Genomic DNA, 23,305 nt, shown 5'->3' on the forward strand with positions numbered 1-23,305 from the left:
CGCGGTCGGCATGGGCTCCACCTGGGACTGTTCCAAGCAGCACATCGTCCTCGTCGGGATGATGGGCGCCGGCAAGTCGTCGGTCGGTCGTGTCCTCGCGCAGCGCCTCGGCCGCAGGCTGCTCGACTCCGACGAGATGATCGAGGAACGCACCGGGCAGACCGTCCGTGAGATCTGGAACGCCGAAGGCGAACCGGCATTCCGCGAGATCGAGACCACGGTGCTCGCCGAAGCCGTGGCGGCCGACGAGCCGTCGGTCATCGCTGCGGCCGGCGGCGTGGTGCTGAGCGAGGCCAACCGGGCCGTGCTCGCCGCCAGCGGGGCGCACGTCGTGTGGCTCCTCGCCGACGTCGAGTTGCTGCTCGATCGCGTCAAGAACGGCATGCACCGGCCGCTGCTCGACGACGACCCCGAGGGCACGTTGCGTGCGATGTTCGAGACCCGTGAGTCGCTGTACAAGGAGGTCGCCGATGCGATCGTGTCGGTCGACAACCGGACGGTCAACGACGTCGCCGGCGCCGTGCTGAGGTGCTGCGCATGAGGCACGTCAGCGTGCCGATCCAGGGCCACTCGTACGACGTGATCGTCGGCAGCGGCGCACTCGCCGAGCTGGCCGACGTGATCCCGTCGTCGGCCGAGCGCATCGCCGTCGTCACCCAACCCGGCATCCCCGCACAGTTCAACGAGCTCGCCGCCTACGTCCCCGACTGCGCGGTCGAGGTGTTCGAGATCGGCGTCGGGGAGGGCGCGAAGACCCTCGCCACGATCGAGCAGTTGATGCGCTCGTTCGCACGCATGGGCCTCAACCGCAACGACGTGGTCATCGGTGCCGGCGGGGGCATGGTCACCGACGTGGCCGGTTTCGCTGCGGCGTCGTGGCATCGAGGGATCCCGGTCGTGCACGTGTCCACCTCGCTGCTGGGCATGGTCGATGCCGCGATCGGCGGGAAGACCGGCGTCAACCTCCCGGAAGGCAAGAACCTCGTCGGAGCGTTCTGGCAGCCGTCCGGTGTGATCTGCGATCTCGATGCGCTCGCGACCCTGCCGCCGCGAGAGATGCGCTGCGGGCTCGGCGAGATGGCGAAGTATCACTTCCTCACCGGCGACGACCTGCTCGCGATGGAGCTCGAAGAACGCATCGCTCGATGCATCGAGATCAAGGCCGAGGTCGTCGCGTCCGACGAACGCGAGGGCGGTCGCCGAGCGTTGCTCAACTACGGGCACACGCTCGCGCACGCACTCGAGATCGCCACCGATCATCGCCTCGCGCATGGTGAAGCCGTGGCCATCGGTCTGATCTACGCCGCCGAACTCGGGCTCGAACTCGGACGCATCGACGAGGCGCGGGTCGCCGAACACCGGGCCGTCGTGGCGGGGGAGTACGACCTGTCGACTCGACCACCCGACGGGCTGGCCGTCGACGATCTCGTGGCGCTGATGCATCGAGACAAGAAGGCGCTCACCGGCCTCACCTTCGCGCTCGACGGGCCCGATGGGGTCGAGGTCGTCACCGGGGTCGACGAGGCGCCGGTCCGCGCCGCACTCGAACGGTTCCTGGCGTCGTGAACGCGCTGCCGCCGATCGACTTCGCTCGACGTCGGCAGGCGGTGGTCGATGCGCTCGCATCCGATGAGCACGGCTGCGACGCGTGGCTGTTCGACGACCTCACCGACGTCCGTTGGCTCACCGGGTTCACCGGCTCCAACGGGTGGGCGGTGGTGCGTGGCGACGAACTCGTCCTCGGCACCGATCTGCGCTATCGGGAGCGGGCCGCCGCGGAGACGAGCGATGCCGGCGCCACGATCGTGGCGCGACAACGAGCGGCCGACCTGCATCAGCAACTGTGCGAGGTGCTGCGAGGCGCCGATCGGGTCGGGCTCGACGCCGGTCGCACCTCGCACGCGGCATGGACCGCATTGGCCGCCGAGATCGCAGTCGCCGCCCGCCCGTCGTGCGTCCAGCTCCTGCGCCAGATCAAGGACGATGCCGAGATCGCGCGTATCGAAGCGGCGGCTGCAGCCACCGACGCCGCGCTCGCCGAGGTCGAACCGTTGTTGCTCGGCACCGCCGACTCGCCCGTGACCGAAGCCGAGATCCGAAGCGAACTCGAGTACCGCATGCGTCGTCACGGCGCCGACGACCGGTCGTACGACACCATCGTGGCGAGCGGACCATCGCACGCGGCGCGACCACATCACGAGGCCAGTCGCCGCACGATCGTCGAGGGCGACACGGTGATCATCGACGTCGGCGCCCTCGTCGACGGCTACCACTCCGACATGACCCGCTCGTGGGTGATCGGCGACGCCACCGCCGAACAGCGCGAACTCCTCGAACTCGTCGCCGTGGCGCAGCGGGCGGGCCTCGACGCGACGCGTCATGGCGTGACCGCCCGCTCCATCGACGATGCGTGCCGCCAGGTGTTCGACGAGGCCGGTCGACTCGACTGGTACCTGCACGGAACCGGCCACGGCGTCGGCCTCGAGATCCACGAATCGCCGTTCCATTCGCAGACGAGCGACGACACGGTCTCGGCCGGAATGGTGGTGACCGTGGAGCCTGGCCTCTATCGTGACGGCTTCGGTGGATTCCGGATCGAAGATCTGGTCGTTGTCACCGAGACTGGCCATCAGGTTCTCACGAACTCACCCCAGCGGCCGCTGAACTGAACTCTCGAAAGAAGTCGCCATGCCCCAGATCTCCGTCAACGACTTGAAGAACGGCATCACGCTCGAACTCGACAACACGCTCTATCAGGTCGTCGAGTTCCAGCACGTCAAGCCCGGCAAGGGCGGGGCGTTCGTGCGCAGCAAGATCCGCAACGTGCGGACCGGCGCCGTGATCGACAAGACGTTCAACGCCGGCATCAAGGTCGAGCAGGCGATCGTCGACCGCCAAGACATGCAGTACCTGTACAACGACGGCACCGACTACATCTTCATGAACACCACCACGTACGACCAGGTGTCGGTCCCGCCGGTCGCGTTGGCCGACGTCGTCGACTACCTGAGTGAGCAGATGATGGCGCAGATCGCGTTCTACCAGGGCGAGATCATCGGCGTCGAGATCGCTGCGTCGGTCGAACTCGAGATCGGCGCCACCGAGCCCGGTCTGCAGGGCGATCGTTCGAGTGGCGGCACCAAGCCGGCCACGCTGGTGACCGGCAAAGAGATCAAGGTGCCGCTCTTCATCGAAATCGGTGACAAGGTTCGTGTCGACACGCGAACCGGCGAGTACATGACCCGCGTCTGATCGCGGCCGCTCACCGACCCATCCCGACCCACAGACTGCACCGGTAGACACGACATGGCTTCCATCCCGCGCCCCGACGAGCGCTCCGACGCGCGAGAGCGTGCGCTCTACCTCCTGTACGAAGCGCAGTCGAAGGGCATCACCCCGATCGAAGCGATCGAACTCCAGGTGATCGAACCCGACGAACTCACGCAACTGATCGTGCGCGGCGTGGCCGAGCACGGCGAACGTCTCGATGCCGCCATCGACCGGCGCGCCACTGGTTGGACGCTCGCCCGGATGCCGGTGATCGACCTCAACGTGTTGCGTATCGGCGCATTCGAACTGGCCGAGCGCGTCGACGTGCCCACCGCCGTGGTGCTCGACGAGGCCGTCGAGTTGGCGAAGCAGTTCTCGACCGACGACAGCGGCCGTTTCGTCAACGGTGTGCTCGCCGCGCTGGTCAGCGACCTGCGTTCCTGAGCGGTGACGTCGGGGCGGCCGACGGTCACTCCGGCGGTCGCGCCATCCATGACGCCAACCATGACGCCAACCGGGCGGCAAATCTTGTCAGACTGTCGGCCGTGACCGACCTGCTCGACACCGACGCGCCCGCGCACGGCGACGACGTCGAACCCGCCGTGTCGCCGACGCTTCGCCAACGCGTCGAGGCATGGGTGTTCGGCGTCACCGCGGCGCAGGCGGTGCTGGCGTCGATCGTCGTGTTGTACGTGTGGTACTTCACGCAGCGCTCGCTCGACATCCACCACGCGCTCGGCACGGCGAGCTACGACTCGGCGCTCTACGACCAGGGCGTGTGGTTGCTGTCGCGCGGCGAGGCACCGTTCGTCACGCTCATGGGGCGCAACCTGTTCGGCGACCACACGTCGTTCGTGCTGCTCCTGCTCGTGCCCTTCTACTGGATCTGGCCGGCGGCCGGCGTGCTGTTCTTCGCACAGTCGGCGGCCATCGGGGCCGGTGCGATTCCGGTGTTCCTGTACGGCCGTCGGCGCCTCGGCAGCGAATGGCTGGCGCTGTTGGCCGCCGCCGGGTATCTCGTGCACCCGGCCATCGGCTGGACGAATCTCGAGAACTTCCATCCCGACGCCTTCCTCGGCGTGTTCGTCGGGTTCGCGATCTACGCCGCGCTCGAACACAAGTGGCGGATGTACCTGGTGTTCGTCGTCCTCGCGCTGTCGGTGAAGGAGGACGCCTCGCTGGTGCTCGTGCCGCTCGGGGTCTGGGTCGGCGTCAAGCGAAGCTGGAAGATCGGGCTGGCCACCGTGCTGGGCAGCGTGGCGTTCATGGCCGTGGCGATGTTCGTGGTGATGCGTGGTCTGATCGGCGTGCCGACCCGCAACACCTGGCGGTTGCCGTTCAGCCGTGAGGGCGACGGCACGCTGCGAGCGGGTCTGCGCATCGTCGACACCGCGGTCACCAACCCGACCGACCTGGTCGACCATCTGCGCAGCGACGGACGACCGTGGTACCTCTGGCAGATGACCGCGCCGTTCGCCTGGCTGTTCCTCCGCCTGCCGACCGTGGCAGCGATCAGCGGTCTCGTCCTGTTCACCAACATCCTCAGCACGTTCTGGTACCAGTACCAGATCGAGTACCACTACGCGCTCGTTGCCGTGCCCGCGTTGAGTCTCGGGACGATCCACGCGATCGGCGCGATGCGCGAGCGGCGCGAGGTGCTGCTCGAAGACCCGGTCGAACACCCCGACGGCTCAGCGACCGACCGCAGCGTTGGCGTTGGTGCCGAAGCCGGAGATGCCGAGGGCGCTGGCCCGGTTGCCGTCGCGGCGCCTCGGTCGGTCACGGTGCCGGTGCGAGCCATCGCCATCGCCGTGCTCGCAGCGTCGTCGCTGGTCGGCTCGTACCTCTGGTCACCCGTGCCGTGGGGGCGGACCGAGCTGTTCTACGGACAGCCCGACAACGACTGGGCGAACGCCGCTCGCGACCTGATCGAACTGGTGCCCGGCGACGCCGTGTTGTCGGCGCACTATCGCATCACGCCCCACACGGCGCACCGGACCGAGATCTACCAGTTCCCCACGCCGTTCCGATCGGTGCTCTACGGCCCGAACGGCAACGTCGACGGGCCACGGATTCCCGACCGGGCCGAGCGGGTCGAGTACGTGCTGCTCCCGGTGACCACCGACGCGTATCCCCACGACGACTGGCTGCTGATCCAGGAGGCGTTCGACCTCGTCGACGCCAACGACCACTGGATCCTCTACGAGCGCGATTTCGACATCCCGCTCCCGCCCGAACGCGGGAGTTGACGGCGTCGCTCCCGGAGCGAGGTCGTCGACGTGCCGGTCAACGGGGGCCGCGGATGAGGCGGCCAGGGAGTTCGCCGGTGAACTCGTCGTGGTCGACGGTCTGCACGCCGTTGACGAACGTTGCCACGTAGCCGTCGGCCTTCTGCACCAGTCGCCGGGCGCCACCGGGCAGGTCGTAGGCCATGCGCGGTGGGCCGAACGTGAGCCGGTCGTAGTCGATCAGGTTGAGGTCGGCTCGCATCCCCGGAGCGACCAGGCCGCGATCGCCGAGGCCGTAGAGCTCGGCGGTCTGACGGGTCTGGCGATGCACGACCAGTTCGAGCGGCAGCGTGGGACCGCGGCGGCGGTCGCGGGTCCAGTGCGTGAGCATGAACGTGGGTGTTCCGCCGTCGCAGATGACCCGACAGTGCGCGCCGGCGTCGGCGAGACCCATCCGGGTCGACGGGTGCTGGTGCGCTTCGTACTGGAACGAGAGGTCGCCGTAGGCGTAGTTGAAGAACGGGGTGAGGATCATCCCGTGGCCGCCGTGAGCGCAGAGCTGGTCGACGATGAGGTCGATCGGGTGCGTGCCGGTGCGAGCCGCGACCGCCTCGATCGAATCGGACGCTTCGGGTTCGTAGTCGATGTCGCCGTCGTCGACCGCCCACCAGCTGCCGATCGCGTCGAGGACGACCTTGCGGAACAGTCCGCCGTCGTCGGGCTCGACGCGCAGCGCCGCCCGCAGTTCGCTGCCCGACAGCGCGGCCACACGCTCGTCGAGCGGCAGGTCGCGAATCGAGGCGTAGGCCGGGTGGAAGTCGAGGGGATTGAAACTGCCTTCGAGGCACATGAGGAGGCCGACGACTCGGCCGGCCACCTGGGCAACGATCGGCACACCGTCGGCTCGGGCCTCGTCGAGCAGACGCAGCACGTCACGCCAGAGATCGGGGGCGCTGTTGGGCTGGTTGAGATTGACGCTCACGGTACGGCCGGTCCGCTCGGCGATCGCTCGCATCCACGGCCACTCGGCGGTGGGCACGTCGACGTGCTCGGGGGCGAACTGGAACACGCCGTGCCCGGCGCGAGCGAGCGCATCGGCGATGCCGAGCAGTTCGTCGGCGGCGGCGTGCGTGCCCGGAACGAGCTCACCCGACAGCGACTTGTGCAAGGGGGTGCGCGACGTCGAGAAGCCGAGCGCTCCCGCTCGCAACCCGGATTCGACGATGGCCGCCATCGCGGCGATGTCGTCGGGGGTCGCGGCCTCGTTGTCGGCACCGCGGTCGCCCATGACGTACCCGCGCACCGGGCCGTGGGCGATCTGGGCGCCGAGGTCGATCGCGTAGTTGCGAGCGTCGAGCGAGTCGAGGAACTCCTCGAAGCTCTCCCAGCTCCACTGCATGCCTTCGGTCATCGCCGAGCCGGGGATGTCTTCCACGCCCTCCATGAGCTCGATCAGCCACTCGTGGCGGTCGGGAGCGGCGGGAGCGAACCCGACGCCGCAGTTCCCCATCACCACCGACGTGACGCCGTGCCACGACGACGGCGTGAGGTACGGGTCCCACGATGCCTGTGCGTCGTAGTGCGTGTGCACGTCGACCCAGCCGGGGGTGAGGAGGAGCCCGTCGGCGTCGATCGTTCGCTTCGCTCGACCTGATCTGCCCGGCGCATCGACCGCAGCGATCGTGCCGGCGTCGACGGCGACATCGGCGAGTCGTTGCTCGGCTCCGGATCCGTCGACCAGCGAGGCTCCGCGAATCACCAGTTCATGCATGAATTTCTCCGTCCAGTCCGTCGAGAAGGATGTCGTTCACCGTAGCCCGTGCTACCTTGCCGTTCTGCCCGTCAAGTGAGTCCCGAGAGGCTCATACGGAAAGGAAAAATGAACGAATCCCGTGAACCACGGGAGCCCAAGTCGGTCTTGGGCTCTGACGATGTGCGCCGAGCGACGACTCGGATGGCACACGAGATCATCGAACGAAACCAGGGCCTCGATGGCGTGGCCCTGATCGGCATCCAGACCGGTGGCGTCTGGGTCGCCGACGCACTGGGCGGCGAGATCGCCCGTATCGACCCCGACTCGGCGGTTCCCGTCGGCTCGATCGACGCATCGCTCTACCGCGACGACATCGGCCTCCGGCCCGTGTCACCCGCCGCGGTGAGCGACATTGACTTCGACATCGACGGCATCACCATCGTCCTCGTCGACGACGTGCTCTTCACCGGGCGCACCGTCCGAGCGGCGCTCGACGCGCTCGCCGACTACGGCCGACCTCGAGCGGTCCAGCTCGCTGTGGTCGTCGACCGCGGTCACCGCGAACTGCCGATCCGACCCGACTACGTCGGCAAGAACCTGCCCACCAGCAGCGACGAGAACGTCGCGGTCACCGCCGACGGGGTGGTCATCTCGTGATCGCCCCCGTCATTCCGTGTCAGACACCGATTGGCGGGGGAGTGGCGCGATGAGTCGCTCGCTGTTGTCGATCGAGGAACTCGGGGCCGACGGTGTACACCGCATCCTCGAACTGGCCGACACCATGGCCGAGGTCAACCGACGCCCCAACCCGAAGGTGCCCGCGTTGCGCGGCAAGACGGTGTGCAGCGTGTTCTTCGAGGACTCGACCCGCACCCGGCTCAGCTTCGAGACGGCGGCCAAGCGGCTCTCCGCCGACACGATGACCTTCGCCGTGTCACAGTCGAGCTTGAGCAAAGGCGAGAGCCTGAAAGACACGATCGAGACGATCGCCGCGATGGGCGTCGACGCGTTCGTCATCCGCCACGGCTCCACCGGCGCCCCGTGGCTGGTCGACAACTGGACGTCGGCGTCGGTCGTCAACGCCGGCGACGGCTGGCACGCCCACCCGACGCAGGCGCTGCTCGACATGTACACGGTGCGAACCGCACTCGGACGCACCGGCGGCTTCGACGGCCTGCGCGTGGCGATCGTCGGCGACATCAAGCACAGTCGAGTCGCCCGCTCGACCTCGGCGGCGTTCCACGCGATGGGCGCCGACGTCACGTGGGTCGCACCCCGCACGCTCCTTCCTCCGGTGTTCCACGAACACCACACCGAATCGCTCGACGACGTGATCGGTCCCGACGGCAGCGGCGTCGACGTGCTCTACATGCTGCGCATGCAGAACGAGCGGATGACCGAAGCACTCGTGCCGAACCTGCGCGAGTACACGAGCCGCTTCGGGCTCACCCCAGCCCGGGCCGCCCGCCTGGCGCCACACACGCTGATCATGCACCCGGGGCCGATCAACCGCGGCGTCGAGATCGCCGTCGATCCCGCCGAACTACCGGGCGCCGTCATCACCCAGCAGGTCACGAACGGCATCGCCGTCCGCATGGCCGTGCTCTTCGACCTGCTGTCGGCCGACGCCGACCCCACCTCCGACCTCGAACGACCGGACTTCGCATGACCGACTCCACGTCCCTCCTCATCACCGGTGCGAACGTCATCGATGCCACCGGTGAACGACTCGCCGACGTGCGCATCGCCGACGGCACGATCACCGACGTCGCCACCGGCCTGACCGCCGCCGACGGCGAACACCACATCGATGCCGCAGGGCTCACGCTCACACCAGGCTTCGTCGACCTCCACACCCACCTCCGTGAGCCGGGAAAGGAGGAGGCCGAGACGATCGAGACGGGTTCCCGTGCGGCCGCCAAGGGCGGGTACACCGCCGTGGTGGCGATGCCCAACACCGACCCGACGCAGGACTCGGTGAGCGTCGTCGACTTCGTTCGCCGACAGGGCCAGCTCGCCGGTCTGTGCGATGTGTACCCGTCGGGATCCATCACCGTCGGTCGGCAGGGCACGCAGCTGACCCCGTTCGGCGAACTCTCCGAAGCCGGCGTGAAGCTGTTCACCGACGACGGCAACGGCGTGCAGGACGCGCTGCTCATGCGGCGAGCGTTCGAGTACGCCAAGGGGCTCGGCGTCACGATGGCGCAGCACTGCGAAGTCGAGCAACTGACCGGGGGAGCGGTGATGCACGAAGGCGACTGCTGCAGCCATCTCGGCCTCCCCGGCTGGCCGTCGCTCGCCGAGGAATTGATGGTCCACCGCGACATCGAACTCGTTCGTCTGACCGGCGCACCGGCGCACTTCCTCCACCTGTCGACGATGAAGAGCGTCGAGTTGGTGCGGGCCGCCAAGGCCGACGGGCTGCCGGTGACCGCCGAGGCCACACCGCACCACATCAGCCTGACCGACGAACTGCTCCGTTCGTACAGCGCGATCTACAAGGTGAACCCGCCGCTGCGCACGATGGACGACGTGACCGCCGTGCGCGAGGGGCTGCGCGACGGCACCATCGACGCGGTCGCCACCGACCATGCCCCGCATGTGCCCGAGAGCAAGGAGCAGCCGCTCGATCAGGCACCGCCCGGCATGCTCGGTCTCGAAACGGCGCTCGGCGTGTGCATTGCGCACCTCGACATGCCGCTCGTCGACATCGTCGCGGCGCTTTCGTGGAAGCCGGCGGCCATCGCCGGCATCGACGACGTGCACGGCCGCCCCGTGGCCGTCGGCGAGCCAGCCAACCTCACACTCTTCGATGCCGACGTGAGCTGGGAGGTCGTCCCCGCCGAGTTGGCCAGCAAGTCACGCAACACCCCCTTCGTCGGCGTCCCGCTCCGCGGGCGCACGACACACACGATCCTCGACGGCACGTTGACGGTCGAGAACGGAACTCCCACACGATGAGACGGAACCGACGCACCACAATGAATGAACATTCGCTACGATGCATGAACATGCAGTCCACTCGAAAGGCGTCGTCATGACGGGGAAGACGGGCAACGCGGTCACGGAAGGAGCGCTCGTCCTGGCCGACGGTTCGGTCTTCGAAGGCGAGCTCATCGGAGCGCACGTCCCCGTCTCGACCGGCGAGGTGGTGTTCAACACCGTGCTGAGCGGCTATCAGGAGGTCATCTCCGACCCGAGCTACGCCGGCCAGATCATCACCTTCACGTACCCGCACATCGGCAACTACGGAATCAACGCCACCGACTTCGAGTCGGTCGGCACGTTCTGTCGTGGGGTGATCGTCCGCGATCTCGCTCGTCGGCACAGCAACTTCCGAGCGCAGTCCGACCTCGGCTCGATGCTGTTCCAGCAGGGCGTGCCCGGCATCGCCGGCATCGACACCCGTCGGCTCACCCGGCTGATCCGTGACCACGGCGCCGTCCCCGGTGCGTTCGGCTCCGCGTCCGAGAGCGAACTGCTCGCGGCCGCACAGGCCGAACCCGGCACCGATGGCGTCGACCTGGTCAAGACGGTCACCACGCCGGTCGGCTACACCGTCCAGGCCACCGATCCCGCCAGCCGACGCACGATCGTGGCCATCGACTTCGGCATGAAGCGCAACATCGCCAACAACCTGGCTCGCTTCGGTCGTGTCGAAGTCGTCCCCGCCACCACGAGCGCCGGCGACATCCTGGCGATGGACCCGAGCGGCGTGTTCCTCTCCAACGGGCCGGGTGACCCGGCGATGTCGCCGTACGCCGTCGACACCATTCAGGGCCTGCTCGGCGAGTTGCCGATCTTCGGCATCTGCCTCGGACACCAGTTGCTCAGCCGGGCCATCGGTGCCGACACCGTGAAGCTGCCGTTCGGCCACCACGGCGGCAACCACCCGGTGAAGAACCTGCTCGACCAGCGGATCGAGATCACGAGCCAGAACCACAACTTCGCCGTCGACGCGAGCACGCTCCCGTCGAACGCGGAGATGACCCACATCAACCTCAACGACGACGTGTGCGAAGGCATCCGTGTCGAGAGCGAGCGAGCGTTCAGCGTGCAGCACCACCCCGAGGCCAACCCCGGACCTCACGACGCCAACTACCTGTTCGACCAGTTCGCCGACCTGATGGATGCGTCGGCGTCGACCGGAAAGGCCGGTGCCTGACATGCCGAAGCGCACCGACATCCAGTCGATCCTCATCATCGGTTCGGGCCCCATCGTCATCGGCCAGGCGTGTGAGTTCGACTACTCGGGTACGCAGGCCTGCCGCGTGCTCAAGGAGGAGGGATACCGCGTCATCCTCGCCAACTCGAACCCGGCCACGATCATGACCGACCCAGACTTCGCCGACGCCACCTACGTCGAGCCCCTCACCTGGGAAGTGGTCAACTCGATCATCGAGAAGGAACAGCCCGATGCCGTGCTGCCGACCCTCGGCGGCCAGACCGGACTCAACATCGCGATGGAGTTGTTCGAACGCAACCTCATCGGCGTGCCCGGCAAGCCCGAGATGATCGGCGCCAACGCCGAGGCCATCGCCACGGCCGAGGACCGCGAGAACTTCAAGGTCGCGATGACCGAGATCGGCCTCGAATCGTGCCGCTCGCGCACCGCCCACACCATGGAAGAGGCCCGCGAGGCCCTCGAGGAGATCGGCTTGCCGATCATCATCCGTCCGGCCTACATCCTCGGTGGACGCGGCACCGGTATCGCCACCACGCTGGAGGAGTTCGAGGTCGTCGCCGCCAACGGCATCGCAGCGAGCCCGATCAACGAGATCCTCATCGAGGAGTCGATCGTCGGCTGGAAGGAGTACGAGCTCGAGGTCATCCGCGACAAGAACGACAACTGCGTCATCATCTGCGGTATCGAGAACGTCGATCCGATGGGTGTGCACACCGGCGACTCGATCACCGTCGCTCCCATCCAGACGCTCACCGACGTCGAGTACCAGCAGATGCGTGACGCGGCGATCGCCTGCATCCGCCGAGTCGGCGTCGAGACCGGCGGTTCCAACGTGCAGTTCGCCGTCGACCCCTCCGACGGCCGTCAGGTCGTCATCGAGATGAACCCGCGCGTGTCGCGTTCGTCGGCGCTCGCCTCGAAGGCCACCGGCTTCCCGATCGCCAAGATCGCCGCCAAGCTCGCCATCGGCTACACGCTCGACGAGATCGACAACGACATCACGTCGACGGCCACGTCGGCCACCCCGGCGGCGTTCGAACCGGTCATCGACTACGTCGTCACCAAGATCCCGCGTTGGGCGTTCGAGAAGCTTCCCGGTGCCAGCGGTGTGCTCGGCACGCAGATGCAATCGGTGGGCGAGGTCATGGCGATCGGCCGCACCTTCCCCGAGAGCCTGCAGAAAGCGCTCCGCTCGCTCGAACAGGGGCGACTCGGACTCAACTGTGACCCCGGCGAAGAGCAGTACGCCTCGATCCCCGACGCCGAACTGCTGGCTCAGGCGTGCATCGCCACGCCCGACCGCATCCTCCAGGTCGGCGAACTGCTGCACCGCGGCATGACCGTCGACGAGATCCACGAGGCCACCCGCATCGACGTGTGGTTCCTCGATCAGATGTCGATCATCACCGAGGAGCGTGCAGCCCTCGCCGAGCGCGGCATCGACGCCATGACCAAGCGGTCGTGGAAGCGGGCCAAGCAGATCGGCTTCTCCGACGCGCAGCTCGGCTACCTGTGGGGCCGTCACGAGGCCGACGTGCGTGCCGCGCGCATCGAGGCGGGCGTCGTGCCGACTTACAAGACGGTCGACACGTGCGCCGCCGAGTTCGATGCCGAGACGCCGTATCACTACTCGACGTACGAAGACGAGAGCGAAGTACGTCCGTCCGATCGCGAGAAGGTCATGATCCTCGGGTCGGGGCCGAACCGGATCGGGCAGGGCATCGAGTTCGACTACTGCTGCGTCCACGCCTCGTTCGCGCTCCGCGACGCGGGGTACGAGACGATCATGGTCAACTGCAACCCCGAGACGGTTTCGACCGACTACGACACGTCCGACCGGCTCTACTTCGAGCCGCTCACCAAGGAAGACGTGCTCAACGTCATCGACGCCGAGCAGCCGAGCAAGATCGTCGTGTCGCTGGGCGGCCAGACGCCGCTGAAGCTGGCGGGGGAGATCCCGATCGAACTCGTCGCCGGTACGTCTCCCGACTCGATCGACGCCGCCGAGGACCGCGAGCGCTGGAACGTCATGTGCGACGAGTTGCAGATCCCGCAACCTCCCGGCGGCACCGCCGTCGACCTCGACGAAGCGCTCGAGATCACCTCGAAGATCGGCTTCCCGGTGTTGGTGCGCCCGAGCTACGTGCTCGGTGGGCGAGCGATGCAGATCGTCCACGACGCCGAGCACCTCGCCTCGGCGATGGAAGAACTCGCCGGGTTCGGCTCGCTCGGCAAGGAAGGCGGCCTGTCGGCCGAGCGGCCGGTGCTGATCGACCGCTTCCTCGCCGACGCGACCGAGGTCGACGTCGACGCCGTCCGCGACCACACCGGCGAGGTCATGATCGGCGGCGTGCTCGAGCACGTCGAAGAGGCCGGCGTCCACTCCGGTGACTCGGCGTGCGCGATCCCGCCGCAGACGCTGCCGGGGTGGGTCGTCGAGGTGATCAAGGCGTACACGAAGGCGATCGCCAAGCGACTCGACGTCCGCGGGCTGATCAACGTGCAGTTCGCCGTCGCCGGCACCACGGTCTACGTGATCGAAGCCAACCCACGGGCGAGCCGTACCGTGCCGTTCGTCGCCAAGGCGACCGGCGTGCCGCTCGCCAAGGTGGCCACGCGTGTGATGCTCGGCGCCTCGCTCGCCGAACTACGCGACGAGGGGCTCCTGCAGCCGGCGATCGGTGGGCACGTGGCGGTCAAGGAGGCCGTCATGCCGTTCAACCGGTTCCCCGAGGTCGACCCGGCGCTCGGACCCGAGATGCGTTCGACCGGCGAGGTCATGGGCATCGACTCGACGTTCGGTCGGGCCTTCTACAAGGCCGAGCTCGCGGCGGGCACCGTGCTGCCGACCAACGCCGACGACGGCATGGTGTTCTTGTCGCTCGCCGATCAAGACAAGCCGGCGGGTCTCATCGTGGCCCAGTGTCTGCGAGAGCTCGGGCTGGGCATCGCGGCGACGCGCGGCACCGCCGACTACCTCGCTCGCTTCGGCCACGAGGTCGATCAGATCGTGGCCAAGGTGCACAACGACGGTCAGCGCAGCGACGACGACCCCGACCTGCCCACCGCTCCCGACCTCATCGCCGACGGCAAGGTCAGCTTCGTGGTCAACACCCCGCGTGGCCGCATCGGTCGCACCGACGGGGCGACGATCCGCAAGGCGGCGAGCCTCCATCGAGTGAGCTGCGTCACCACGGTCGACGCAGCGCTCGCTGCCGCGCAGGGCCTAGCCGAACGACATGGTGAAGCCCTCGGCGTGCGCAGCCTGCAGGAGTATCACGCTGCGGGCACCGCGACCGGCCAGGAGCGGTGAACGTGACCGCACGAGTCGCCGGGTCATGAGCGTCGACACCACCACGACCGTCGGCTCGATCACGCTGTCGTCGCCGGTGATGGCGGCGTCGGGCACCGCGGGCTACGGCACCGAGCTGGCGCCGTACTTCGACCTCGCGTCGATCGGTGCGATCGTCACCAAGTCACTCGCACCGTTCGAGTGGGCCGGCAACCCGGCTCCCCGGGTGCACCCGACTCGCGACGGGATGATGAACGCCGTCGGGCTCCAGGGTCCGGGTGTCGAGTACTGGCTCGCGAACGTGTTGCCGGCACTGCTCGACACCGGTGCCACCGTCGTGGCGAGCATCTGGGGGCGTTCGCTCGACGACTATCGACAGGCAGCCGAGCAGTTGTCGGCAGCGCCCGACGGTGTGGTCGCGGTCGAGGTGAACCTGTCGTGTCCGAACCTCGAAGGGCGCGGTTCGATCTTCGCCCACGATGCCGACCTCTCCGCCGCGGTGGTCGCTGCGACCGAGGTGTGCGGTCGGCCGCGCTGGGCGAAGCTCAGCGCCAACACCGATCGGATCATCGACGTCGCAGCCAGCGTCGCCGACGCGGGTGCCGAGGCGGTCACGTGCGTCAACACCTTGCTGGGACTGGCCTACGACCCCGTCACGTTGCAACCCACCCTCGGCGCCGGCGGCGGGGGCTACTCCGGTCGGGCCATGCATCCGGTGGCCGTACGCGCCGTGTACGACGTCCACGCAGCGCTGCCGGAGTTGCCGATCATCGGCGTCGGCGGCATCGCGTCGGGCTGGGACGCGGCCGAGATGATGATCGCCGGAGCGACCGCGGTGCAGGTCGGAACGGCCACCTTCGCCGATCCGCGCGCGCCTCGCCGCGTCCACGACGAGTTGGTTGCGTGGGCGTCCGACCGCGGAGTTGCACGCACGGTCGATGTCAGCGCGCTACCGTGAGTTCATGGCAACACCACCACCGTTGACTCCGGAGCAGCGGGCAGCTGCACTCGTCAAAGCGGCTGAAGCGCGGGCCGCTCGCGCCGAGATCAAGGCACGCCTCAAGATGGGGTCGATGTCGCTCAAGGAAGCGCTCGACTCCGACGACGGAAACGTCGGCAAATTGAAGGTCGTGTCGATGCTCGAATCGCTTCCGGGCGTCGGCAAAGTCAAGGCCCGCCGGCTCATGGAAGAGATCGGCATCGCCGACAACCGTCGTGTTCAGGGACTCGGGAATCAGCAGCGCAAAGCTCTGCTCGACGAACTCCATTGAAACGAACGCGGCCTGAGGCGTCGAGACGCCCTGTGATCGTCGTCGTGTCCGGCCCGGGAGGGGTCGGTAAGGGGACCATCGTCGACGCGCTCGTCGAGCGGGACGATCGGCTGTTCCTCAGCCGCTCGTGGACCACACGCGAGCAGCGACCATCCGAATCCGACGACGCGTACGTGTTCGTCACATCCGAAGAGTTCGAGCAACGCATCGAGGCCGGGGGGTTCCTCGAGTGGACCGAGTTCCTCGGCAACTACTACGGCTCGCCGATTCCGGAGCCCGGCGACGACCGTGATCTCGTCCTCGAGATCGAGGTCGACGGCGCTCAACAGGTGAAGCGGATCCACCCCGACGCGCTGCTGATCTTCGTGTTGCCTCCCTCGCGAGAGGAACAGGAGCGACGTCTCCGCGGCCGCGGCGACCTCGACCACAAGGTCCTCGCCCGGCTCAAGAAGGCCGAAGAGGAAGAGCCCATCGGTCGCCAGCTCGCGGATCACGCCGTCGTCAACGACGACCTCGAAGCCACCATCAACCAGATGCTCGAGATCATCGACGCGGCTCGTTCGGCCTGAGCTGCCGTCGTCGACTCGCCGCCCGACGGCAACCCACGGGTTGCCCGTGAATTCCGGTAGGCTCGGACCACTATGGCGCTTGACAACGACACCTTGATCACCCCTTCGATCGAGACGCTCCTCGAGAAGGAGAACCTCAACAAGTTCACGCTGGTGACGCTTGCTGCCCGTCGTGCGCGCAACATCAACTCTTACTTCAACCAGCTCGGTGACGGCCTCGGCCACATGATTCCGCCGCAGGTGTCGTCGACGGCTCGCAAGCCGCTCTCGATCGCCTTCCAGGAACTGGCCGACGACAAGATCGTCTGGACCGAAGCACCCGAAGAGCCCGAGCTGCCCGAGATCGAGGAAGATCCCGAAGCCGAGGCACAGGCTGCCGCCGACGCCGCCGAGTCCGACGCCTGAGTCGGCTGCCGCGAGCAGCGGGGCGAATCGAGTGAGCGACGTGACCGGATCACTCGCCGGCAAGCGCATCGTGCTCGGTGTGACCGGCGGTATCGCCGCGTACAAGGCGATTGAGATCGCCCGACGCCTGGTCGACGCCGGTGCCCACGTGGTGCCGATCATGACCGAGGCGGCGCAGCACTTCGTCGGCACGACCACGCTCAGCGCGCTGGCGTCGGAGCCCGTCAAGACCGAACTCTGGCACGATCCCGAAACCCCGATCCCGCACACCAAGGCGGGGCAGGGTGCCGACTTGATCCTCGTGGCCCCGGCCACCGCCAAACTGCTGGCGGCCTACCGCATCGGCTACAGCCACGATCTGCTGCTCAACACGCTCATCGCCACTCGCGCCCCCGTCGTGGTGTGCCCGGCGATGCACACCGAGATGTGGGAGCACCCGAGCGTCGTCGACAACGTCGCCGTGCTGCGTGAACGCGGCGTGCACATCGTCGAACCCGATTCAGGGCGTCTCGCCGGTGGCGACGTCGGCGCCGGCCGCCTCGCCGAGCCGGAGCGCATCGTCGCCGAAGTCGAGCGAGTGCTCGGCCCGAACGACCTCGACGGCGTCCGCCTCGTGGTGTCGGCCGGTGGCACTCGCGAGCCGATCGACTCCGTCAGAGTCATCGCCAACCGTTCCTCGGGCAAGCAGGGGTACGCCGTGGCCGCCGAAGCGCTCGCTCGCGGCGCATCGGTCACGATCGTGTCGACCGTCTCACTCCCGACGCCGCCCGGGGCGGTGGTCGTGCCCGTCGAGACCGCCGCCGAGATGCATGCGGCGATGAACGCTGCGGCAGACGACCACGACGTCGTGGTCATGGCGGCAGCGGTCGCCGACTTCCGTCCGGCGTCAGCGGCGACCGGCAAGATCAAGAAGCGCGATGGCGTTCCCGAGATCGTGCTCGAGCCGACTCCTGACATTCTCGCCGGACTCGGAGAGAACAAACGGGCCGGTCAGGTGCTCGTCGGATTCGCCGCAGAAACCGACGATCTCATCGCGAACGCGACGTCCAAGCTCGAGAAGAAGCGTCTCGATCTCATCGTCGCCAACGACGTCGGCGCTCCCGAAGTCGGGTTCGCTCACGACACCAATGCGGTTACGCTGCTCAGGCCCGACGCGAAGCCTGTCGAGATCGACCTTGCTGCCAAGCGAGATGTTGCCCGGGCCGTCATCGACACGATCGTCGACATCAGACGCACGCGCTGATCCGTCGACGATGACCAGATCACAGTAGACAGGACATCACATGGCCAATTACTCGTTCACCTCCGAATCCGTCACCGAGGGGCATCCCGACAAGATGGCGGACCAGATCTCCGACGCCGTGCTCGACGCCATCCTCACCGAGGATCCCGACGCTCGAGTCGCATGCGAAACGCTGGTCACGACCGGCCTGTGCGTCGTCGCCGGCGAAGTCAGCACGACCGCCTACGTCGAGATTCCGAAGATCGCTCGCGAGACCATCAACGGCATCGGCTACGACAACGCGCTGTTCGGTTTCGACGGCAACACGTGTGGCGTCATGGTCACCCTCGACGAGCAGAGCCCCGACATCGCGCAGGGCGTCGACACGAGCGAAGAGTTCCGTGGCGGCACCGCCGGTGAAGATCAGCTCAACCTGCAGGGCGCGGGCGACCAGGGCATGATGTTCGGCTACGCCTGCAACGAGACCGACGTGCTCATGCCGCTGCCGATCAACACGGCACATCGCCTGTCGGAGCGTCTCGCCGACGTGCGCAAGTCGGGTCAGGTTCCGTACCTGCGCCCCGACGGCAAGACCCAGGTCACCTTCGAGTACGACGAGAACGGCAAGCCGGTCGCACTCAAGGCCGTGCTCATCTCGACGCAGCACCAGGACGGGATCGACCGCGACACCGTCATCCGTCCCGATCTCATCGACCAGGTCATCCGCCCCGTCATCCCCGAGCAGTTCGCCGACGACGACTACGAGATCTACATCAACCCGACCGGCAAGTTCGTCATCGGTGGCCCGGTCGGCGACTGTGGCCTCACCGGCCGCAAGATCATCGTCGACACCTACGGTGGCATGGGCCGCCACGGCGGCGGCGCCTTCTCGGGCAAGGACCCATCCAAGGTCGACCGCTCGGCTGCCTACGCCGGCCGTTGGGTCGCCAAGCACGTCGTCGCTTCCGGCGCCGCCGATCGCTGTGAGATCCAGCTCGCCTACGCCATCGGCATGGCGCAGCCGATGAGCATCCTCGTCGAGACGTTCGGTACCGCTGCCGAAGATCCGGCGAAGATCGAAGCCGCCGTTCGCTCGACGTTCGACCTGCGTCCCGGCGCGATCGTGCGCGACCTCGACCTCAAGCGTCCGATCTACAAGAAGTCGGCTGCCTACGGTCACTTCGGTCGCGAAGAGTTCCCGTGGGAGCAGCTCGACCGCCTCGACGACTTCAAGTCCGCGCTCGGCGCCTGACCTGACCGCACGCATCGAATTGTGTGACCGGCCGTGACCGACGGGTTGCTGTTCGGTCACACGGTTCGATGCGCTCGCGTGTTGCCCGACGTCACCGGGCTGGCGAAACCGTTCGACTACTCGATTCCTGACGACCTCGTCGATCAGGTCGAGGTCGGCACGATGGTGCGTGTCGAGCTGCACGGCCGCCGTATCGGTGGCTGGGTCATCGAGCTCCCCGACGAGCCGGCGGTCCCGGCCGACGAACTCAAGCCCATTGCGAAGGTGCGCGGTCATGGGCCCGCGCCCGAGCTGATCGAACTCGCTCACTGGGCCTCGGTCAGATGGGCGGCCCGTCGCATCCGCCCGTTCCTCGTCACCGCCTCACCGCGCAACGCGGTCCGGACGTTGCCGCCCCCGCACCGGCGGGCGACTGCGCCGGCCCCGAGTTCGCCGGCCACGACGAAGCTGCTCGAATCGGGTGGCGGTGTGCTCCGGCTGCCACCGCGCAGCGACGTGCTGCCCTCGGTGCTGTCGGCGATCGGCCTCGGCCCGACTCTGGTGGTCGTGCCCACCAACCACGACGCAGCGCTGCTGGCGTCACGCCTGCGGCGCACCGGCGCGACGGTGGCCTACGTGCCCGACGACTGGGCTGCGGCGGCCGGTGGTGTCGACGTGGTGATCGGTTCGCGCAGCGCCGCCTGGATGCCGTGCGCCGGCCTGGCCGCAGCGATCGTGGTCGACGAGCACGACGAGGCGTTGCAAGACGAACGCTCGCCCACCTGGCATGCACGCGACGTGGTCGCCGAACGGTGCCGCCGGGCCGGGGTGCCGGCCGTGTTCGTGTCGCCCGCGCCGACGCTCGTCGCGGTCGAAGAACTGGCTGGCCCCGGAGGTGTCGTTCATCCGCCGCGAGATCGCGAGCGCTTGCACTGGCCGCGAGTCGAGGTGGTCGACCGGACCGACGAGGACCCGTGGAAGCGCTCGTTGATCACCTCGGCGCTCATCGAACGGCTCCGTGATCCGCTGCAGCACGTCGTGTGCGTGAGCAACATCACCGGTCGCGCCCGGGTGTTGGCGTGCCGTACGTGCCGGGAGCTGATCCGCTGCGAGACGTGTGATGCGGCGGTCGGCCTGACCGACGACAACCGGTTGTCGTGTCGGCGATGTGGAACCGAGCGGCCCGCGGTGTGTCAGGCGTGCGGTGCGTCGAAGTTCGCCAATCTGCGACCCGGCGTGACGCGCCTTCGCGAAGAACTGGAGGCGGCCGCGAACCGACCCGTCGTCGCCGTGACCGGTGCCGACGACGAGCCGCCGAAGCGGGCCGACATCTACGTGGGGACCGAAGCGGTGCTGCACCGGATCGACAGAGCCGACGTCGTCGCGTTCCTGGAGTTCGACTCCGAGATGCTGGCGCCACGGTTCCGGGCCTCGGAGCAGGCGCTCGCGTTGATCATTCGAGCCGGCCGATTGGCGCCGGAGGTGATGATCCAGACGTTCAACCCTGACCACGAGGTCGTGCAGGCGGCGTTCCGCGCCGATCCCGACCTCGTGCTCGATGCCGAACGCTCCCGACGCGAGATGCTGCACCTGCCGCCGTACGGCGCGTTGGCATCGATCTCCGGCGGGTTCAGCGACGAGGTGATCGAGCAACTCGACCGAGACGTCGTGCAGGTCGGGCACATCGACGACGATCACCATCTCGTTCGTGCCGAATCGTGGACCGTGCTCGGCGAGGCGCTCAACGCCGCCGAACGCCCGCCCGGAGCGCGCATCCGAGTCGAGGTCGACCCCGCCCGCATCTGACCCGCTTGTTTCTTTTCGTCCCGGTCCAAGGGAAACAACCGGTCGTGATCCGATACGGTCGAACGCCCTCATGACTGCTGACCTGTTCCCCGACCTCACCGACGAGCAGGCCCGATTTCGCGCGGCTGGGGCCGCTCGCGACCGGATGATCGAACGGTTCGAAGCGCTCGATCCCTCGGCGTCCGCCGACGAGATCACCCAGGAGTTCGTCGAGATGACGGTGGGCGATGCGCTGGAATCGTTGCGCAGCCCGGGGGCCGGCGAGTTCTTCGGACGGATCGACTGCGACGATCTCGACGGGAGCGATCGCGAGGAGTGGTACATCGGCCGGCGTCACATCGAAGACGACGCTCACGACCCGGTGGTGGTCGACTGGCGGGCGCCGATCGCCGCGCCGTTTTACCGAGCGACGGCGATCGACCCGCTCGGCGTGGCGTTCCGCCGTCGCTTCACCCTCGACGACGGAGCGTTGACCGCCTACCTCGACGAGCATCTCGACGACCCGGACGCCGGGGGAGCAGCGGCCGGAATCCCCGACCCGGTGCTCGCCGAGATCGGCGCCGAGCGCAGTGGTGAGATGCGCGAGATCGTCGCGACGATCCAGGGCGAGCAAGACGTCGTGATCCGCTCCGACATCGACCAGGTGCTGATCGTTCAAGGCGGACCTGGCACCGGCAAGACCGCGGTCGCGCTCCACCGAGCGGCGTACCTCCTGTTCGAACATCGAGCTCGCTTGGCCCGCGACGGCGTGCTGATCGTCGGCCCCAACCAGGCGTTCCTCGACTACATCGGCAACGTCCTGCCGTCGCTGGGTGAGCGCAGCGTGCGCCAGGCGACCGCACAGGAGCTGTGCATCCCGCGTGTCGAGGTCACGGGTGTCGACGACGCCGAGGCCGCTCGCTGGAAGGGGGCAGCCGATCGGCTCGCCGACCTCGAAGCAGCGGCGCTCGGAGCGATCAGCGCCCCCGACGACGACATCGTCGTGCCGATCGGCGTGCGCAATCACGTCATCAGCGCTGCCGAGTTCGCCGGATGGGTGGCGACGGCGAAGGCGGGCAACACGCCGATCAACGAGCGCCGGGCTCGTCTCACGGCGATCGCCAAACGTGAACTCTTGCGGCGTAGCGGCAAGGACGATGCGTGGGCGAGCGCCGGTCCGTTGAAGTCGGCGATCACCAAGGCGTGGCCGACCCAGAAGCCGATCAAGCTCGTCGACCGGTTGCTCGCAGCGCAGCTCGGTGGCCCGAAGGGCAAGAAGCGGGCATGGACGCCGGCCGACCAGTTGCTTGTCGACGAAGCGAATTCGCTGCTCGACGGATCGCCGTTCACCTATGGGCACGTCGTGGTCGACGAAGCACAAGACCATTCGGCGGTCGCGCTCCGTGTGATCGGTCGCCGCAGTCCGGCGTCGTCGATGACGCTCGTCGGCGACGTCGCTCAGTCCACCACGCCGGCGGGCCAGGAGCGTTGGAACGACGTGTTCGCGCATCTCGGACCCGACGGCTCGTCGGGAATCGTCGCCGATCTCACGATCGGCTACCGCGTGCCCGAGCCCGTGCTGAGCGTCGCGAACCGCTTGCTCCCGCTCACCGATGTCGACGCGACCGAGAGTCGCAGCGTGCGACTCGCCGGCGATGCGCCCGTGTGGGAATCGTGCGGCAGCGACGAGTTGCCTGGTCGCGTCGCCACCGAAGCTGCGGCGCTGAAGAAGAAGCACAAGGTCATGGGCATCGTGGCGCCGGCTCGACTGCACGATGCGATCGGCGCGTCGCTCGAAATCGAAGGTCTGACCGGGGTGGCGCACGTGCACGACCTGGGGCCGACCGAGGTGCCGGTGTTCGAGGCACACGCCGTGAAGGGACTCGAGTTCGACGGCGTGCTCGTCGTCAACCCGCACGAGGTGCTCGCCGAGGGCCGGTTGGATGTCGAGCACACACCTCGCGGCGCCCGATTGCTCTACGTCGCGATGACTCGCGCCGTCCAGCGACTGGTCCTCGTCACCGACTCCACGCCACCCGCCGTCATCGCCAACTGACCAACCTGGTGATTTCCTTCCCGGATGGAAATGACCA

General features: G+C 67.7%; 20 protein-coding genes. 19 read left to right on the forward strand and 1 reads right to left on the reverse strand.

From position 1 onward, the window contains the following. The first annotated feature begins 10 nt into the window (after positions 1–10). From YM304_RS10170 to YM304_RS10195, 6 genes are all read left to right on the forward strand, one after another. On the forward strand, positions 11–541 hold the full coding sequence (locus YM304_RS10170) for a shikimate kinase (RefSeq protein WP_015441596.1): 531 nt from the start codon (positions 11–13) through the stop codon (positions 539–541). Beyond that, complete coding sequence (locus YM304_RS10175) at positions 538–1,566, forward strand: 3-dehydroquinate synthase family protein (protein WP_041299508.1); 1,029 nt, start codon at positions 538–540, stop codon at positions 1,564–1,566. Before YM304_RS10170 ends, YM304_RS10175 begins: the two co-directional genes overlap by 4 nt. Then, on the forward strand, positions 1,563–2,669 hold the full coding sequence (locus tag YM304_RS10180; RefSeq protein ID WP_015441598.1) for a M24 family metallopeptidase: 1,107 nt from the start codon (positions 1,563–1,565) through the stop codon (positions 2,667–2,669). The genes YM304_RS10175 and YM304_RS10180 overlap by 4 nt, the downstream gene beginning before the upstream one ends. A gap of 19 nt (positions 2,670–2,688) precedes the next feature. Beyond that, complete coding sequence (gene efp, locus YM304_RS10185; RefSeq protein ID WP_015441599.1) at positions 2,689–3,252, forward strand: elongation factor P; 564 nt, start codon at positions 2,689–2,691, stop codon at positions 3,250–3,252. A gap of 54 nt (positions 3,253–3,306) precedes the next feature. After that, positions 3,307–3,714, forward strand: a complete 408-nt coding sequence (gene nusB, locus YM304_RS10190; RefSeq protein ID WP_015441600.1) for a transcription antitermination factor NusB — start codon at positions 3,307–3,309, stop codon at positions 3,712–3,714. A gap of 101 nt (positions 3,715–3,815) precedes the next feature. Beyond that, the gene (locus YM304_RS10195; protein ID WP_015441601.1) at positions 3,816–5,519 is read left to right on the forward strand and encodes a DUF2079 domain-containing protein; all 1,704 of its coding nucleotides are present in this window, start codon (positions 3,816–3,818) and stop codon (positions 5,517–5,519) included. Between the two features lie 37 nt (positions 5,520–5,556). Here YM304_RS10195 and YM304_RS10200 read toward each other — a convergent pair whose 3' ends face one another. Continuing rightward, a complete protein-coding gene (locus tag YM304_RS10200) occupies positions 5,557–7,269 on the reverse strand; it encodes an N-acyl-D-amino-acid deacylase family protein (RefSeq protein WP_015441602.1) in 1,713 nt (570 codons plus the stop codon). Positions 7,270–7,452: 183 nt separating this feature from the next. On the opposite strand from YM304_RS10200, the gene pyrR reads away from it, so the two are divergent. The 13 genes from pyrR (at position 7,453) to YM304_RS10265 (ending at position 23,268) form a co-directional block, all read left to right on the forward strand. Beyond that, the gene (gene pyrR / locus YM304_RS10205; RefSeq protein ID WP_231897642.1) at positions 7,453–7,908 is read left to right on the forward strand and encodes a bifunctional pyr operon transcriptional regulator/uracil phosphoribosyltransferase PyrR; all 456 of its coding nucleotides are present in this window, start codon (positions 7,453–7,455) and stop codon (positions 7,906–7,908) included. 49 nt (positions 7,909–7,957) lie between these two features. Further along, positions 7,958–8,920: an aspartate carbamoyltransferase catalytic subunit gene (locus tag YM304_RS10210; protein WP_015441604.1), complete on the forward strand. Its 963-nt coding sequence runs from the start codon at positions 7,958–7,960 to the stop codon at positions 8,918–8,920. After that, positions 8,917–10,212, forward strand: a complete 1,296-nt coding sequence (locus tag YM304_RS10215; RefSeq protein ID WP_015441605.1) for a dihydroorotase — start codon at positions 8,917–8,919, stop codon at positions 10,210–10,212. The genes YM304_RS10210 and YM304_RS10215 overlap by 4 nt, the downstream gene beginning before the upstream one ends. Before the next feature lie 76 nt (positions 10,213–10,288). Further along, complete coding sequence (carA, locus tag YM304_RS10220) at positions 10,289–11,416, forward strand: glutamine-hydrolyzing carbamoyl-phosphate synthase small subunit (RefSeq protein ID WP_015441606.1); 1,128 nt, start codon at positions 10,289–10,291, stop codon at positions 11,414–11,416. 1 nt (position 11,417) lies between these two features. Continuing rightward, positions 11,418–14,750, forward strand: a complete 3,333-nt coding sequence (gene carB / locus YM304_RS10225; protein ID WP_015441607.1) for a carbamoyl-phosphate synthase large subunit — start codon at positions 11,418–11,420, stop codon at positions 14,748–14,750. A gap of 25 nt (positions 14,751–14,775) precedes the next feature. After that, a complete protein-coding gene (locus YM304_RS10230) occupies positions 14,776–15,687 on the forward strand; it encodes a dihydroorotate dehydrogenase (protein WP_015441608.1) in 912 nt (303 codons plus the stop codon). 4 nt (positions 15,688–15,691) lie between these two features. Beyond that, positions 15,692–16,000 carry an integration host factor, actinobacterial type gene (gene mihF, locus YM304_RS10235; RefSeq protein WP_015441609.1) on the forward strand — a complete coding sequence of 103 codons (309 nt, stop codon included), beginning with the start codon at positions 15,692–15,694 and terminating at the stop codon, positions 15,998–16,000. A 44-nt stretch (positions 16,001–16,044) separates the two neighbouring features. Next, the gene (locus YM304_RS10240) at positions 16,045–16,569 is read left to right on the forward strand and encodes a guanylate kinase (protein ID WP_197536953.1); all 525 of its coding nucleotides are present in this window, start codon (positions 16,045–16,047) and stop codon (positions 16,567–16,569) included. 72 nt (positions 16,570–16,641) lie between these two features. Then, entirely contained in the window at positions 16,642–16,974 is a 333-nt protein-coding gene (gene rpoZ, locus YM304_RS10245; RefSeq protein WP_015441611.1) for a DNA-directed RNA polymerase subunit omega, read from the forward strand. Positions 16,975–17,014: 40 nt separating this feature from the next. Next, entirely contained in the window at positions 17,015–18,217 is a 1,203-nt protein-coding gene (coaBC, locus tag YM304_RS10250; RefSeq protein WP_015441612.1) for a bifunctional phosphopantothenoylcysteine decarboxylase/phosphopantothenate--cysteine ligase CoaBC, read from the forward strand. 40 nt (positions 18,218–18,257) lie between these two features. Further along, positions 18,258–19,448: a methionine adenosyltransferase gene (gene metK / locus YM304_RS10255; RefSeq protein WP_015441613.1), complete on the forward strand. Its 1,191-nt coding sequence runs from the start codon at positions 18,258–18,260 to the stop codon at positions 19,446–19,448. A 33-nt stretch (positions 19,449–19,481) separates the two neighbouring features. Beyond that, positions 19,482–21,233 carry a primosomal protein N' family DNA-binding protein gene (locus YM304_RS10260; RefSeq protein WP_015441614.1) on the forward strand — a complete coding sequence of 584 codons (1,752 nt, stop codon included), beginning with the start codon at positions 19,482–19,484 and terminating at the stop codon, positions 21,231–21,233. 70 nt (positions 21,234–21,303) lie between these two features. Then, a complete protein-coding gene (locus tag YM304_RS10265; protein WP_015441615.1) occupies positions 21,304–23,268 on the forward strand; it encodes a HelD family protein in 1,965 nt (654 codons plus the stop codon). The last annotated feature ends 37 nt before the right edge of the window (positions 23,269–23,305 follow it).

Source organism: Ilumatobacter coccineus YM16-304 (assembly GCF_000348785.1).
In the GTDB taxonomy this organism is placed as follows: Bacteria; Actinomycetota; Acidimicrobiia; order Acidimicrobiales; family Ilumatobacteraceae; genus Ilumatobacter_A; species Ilumatobacter_A coccineus.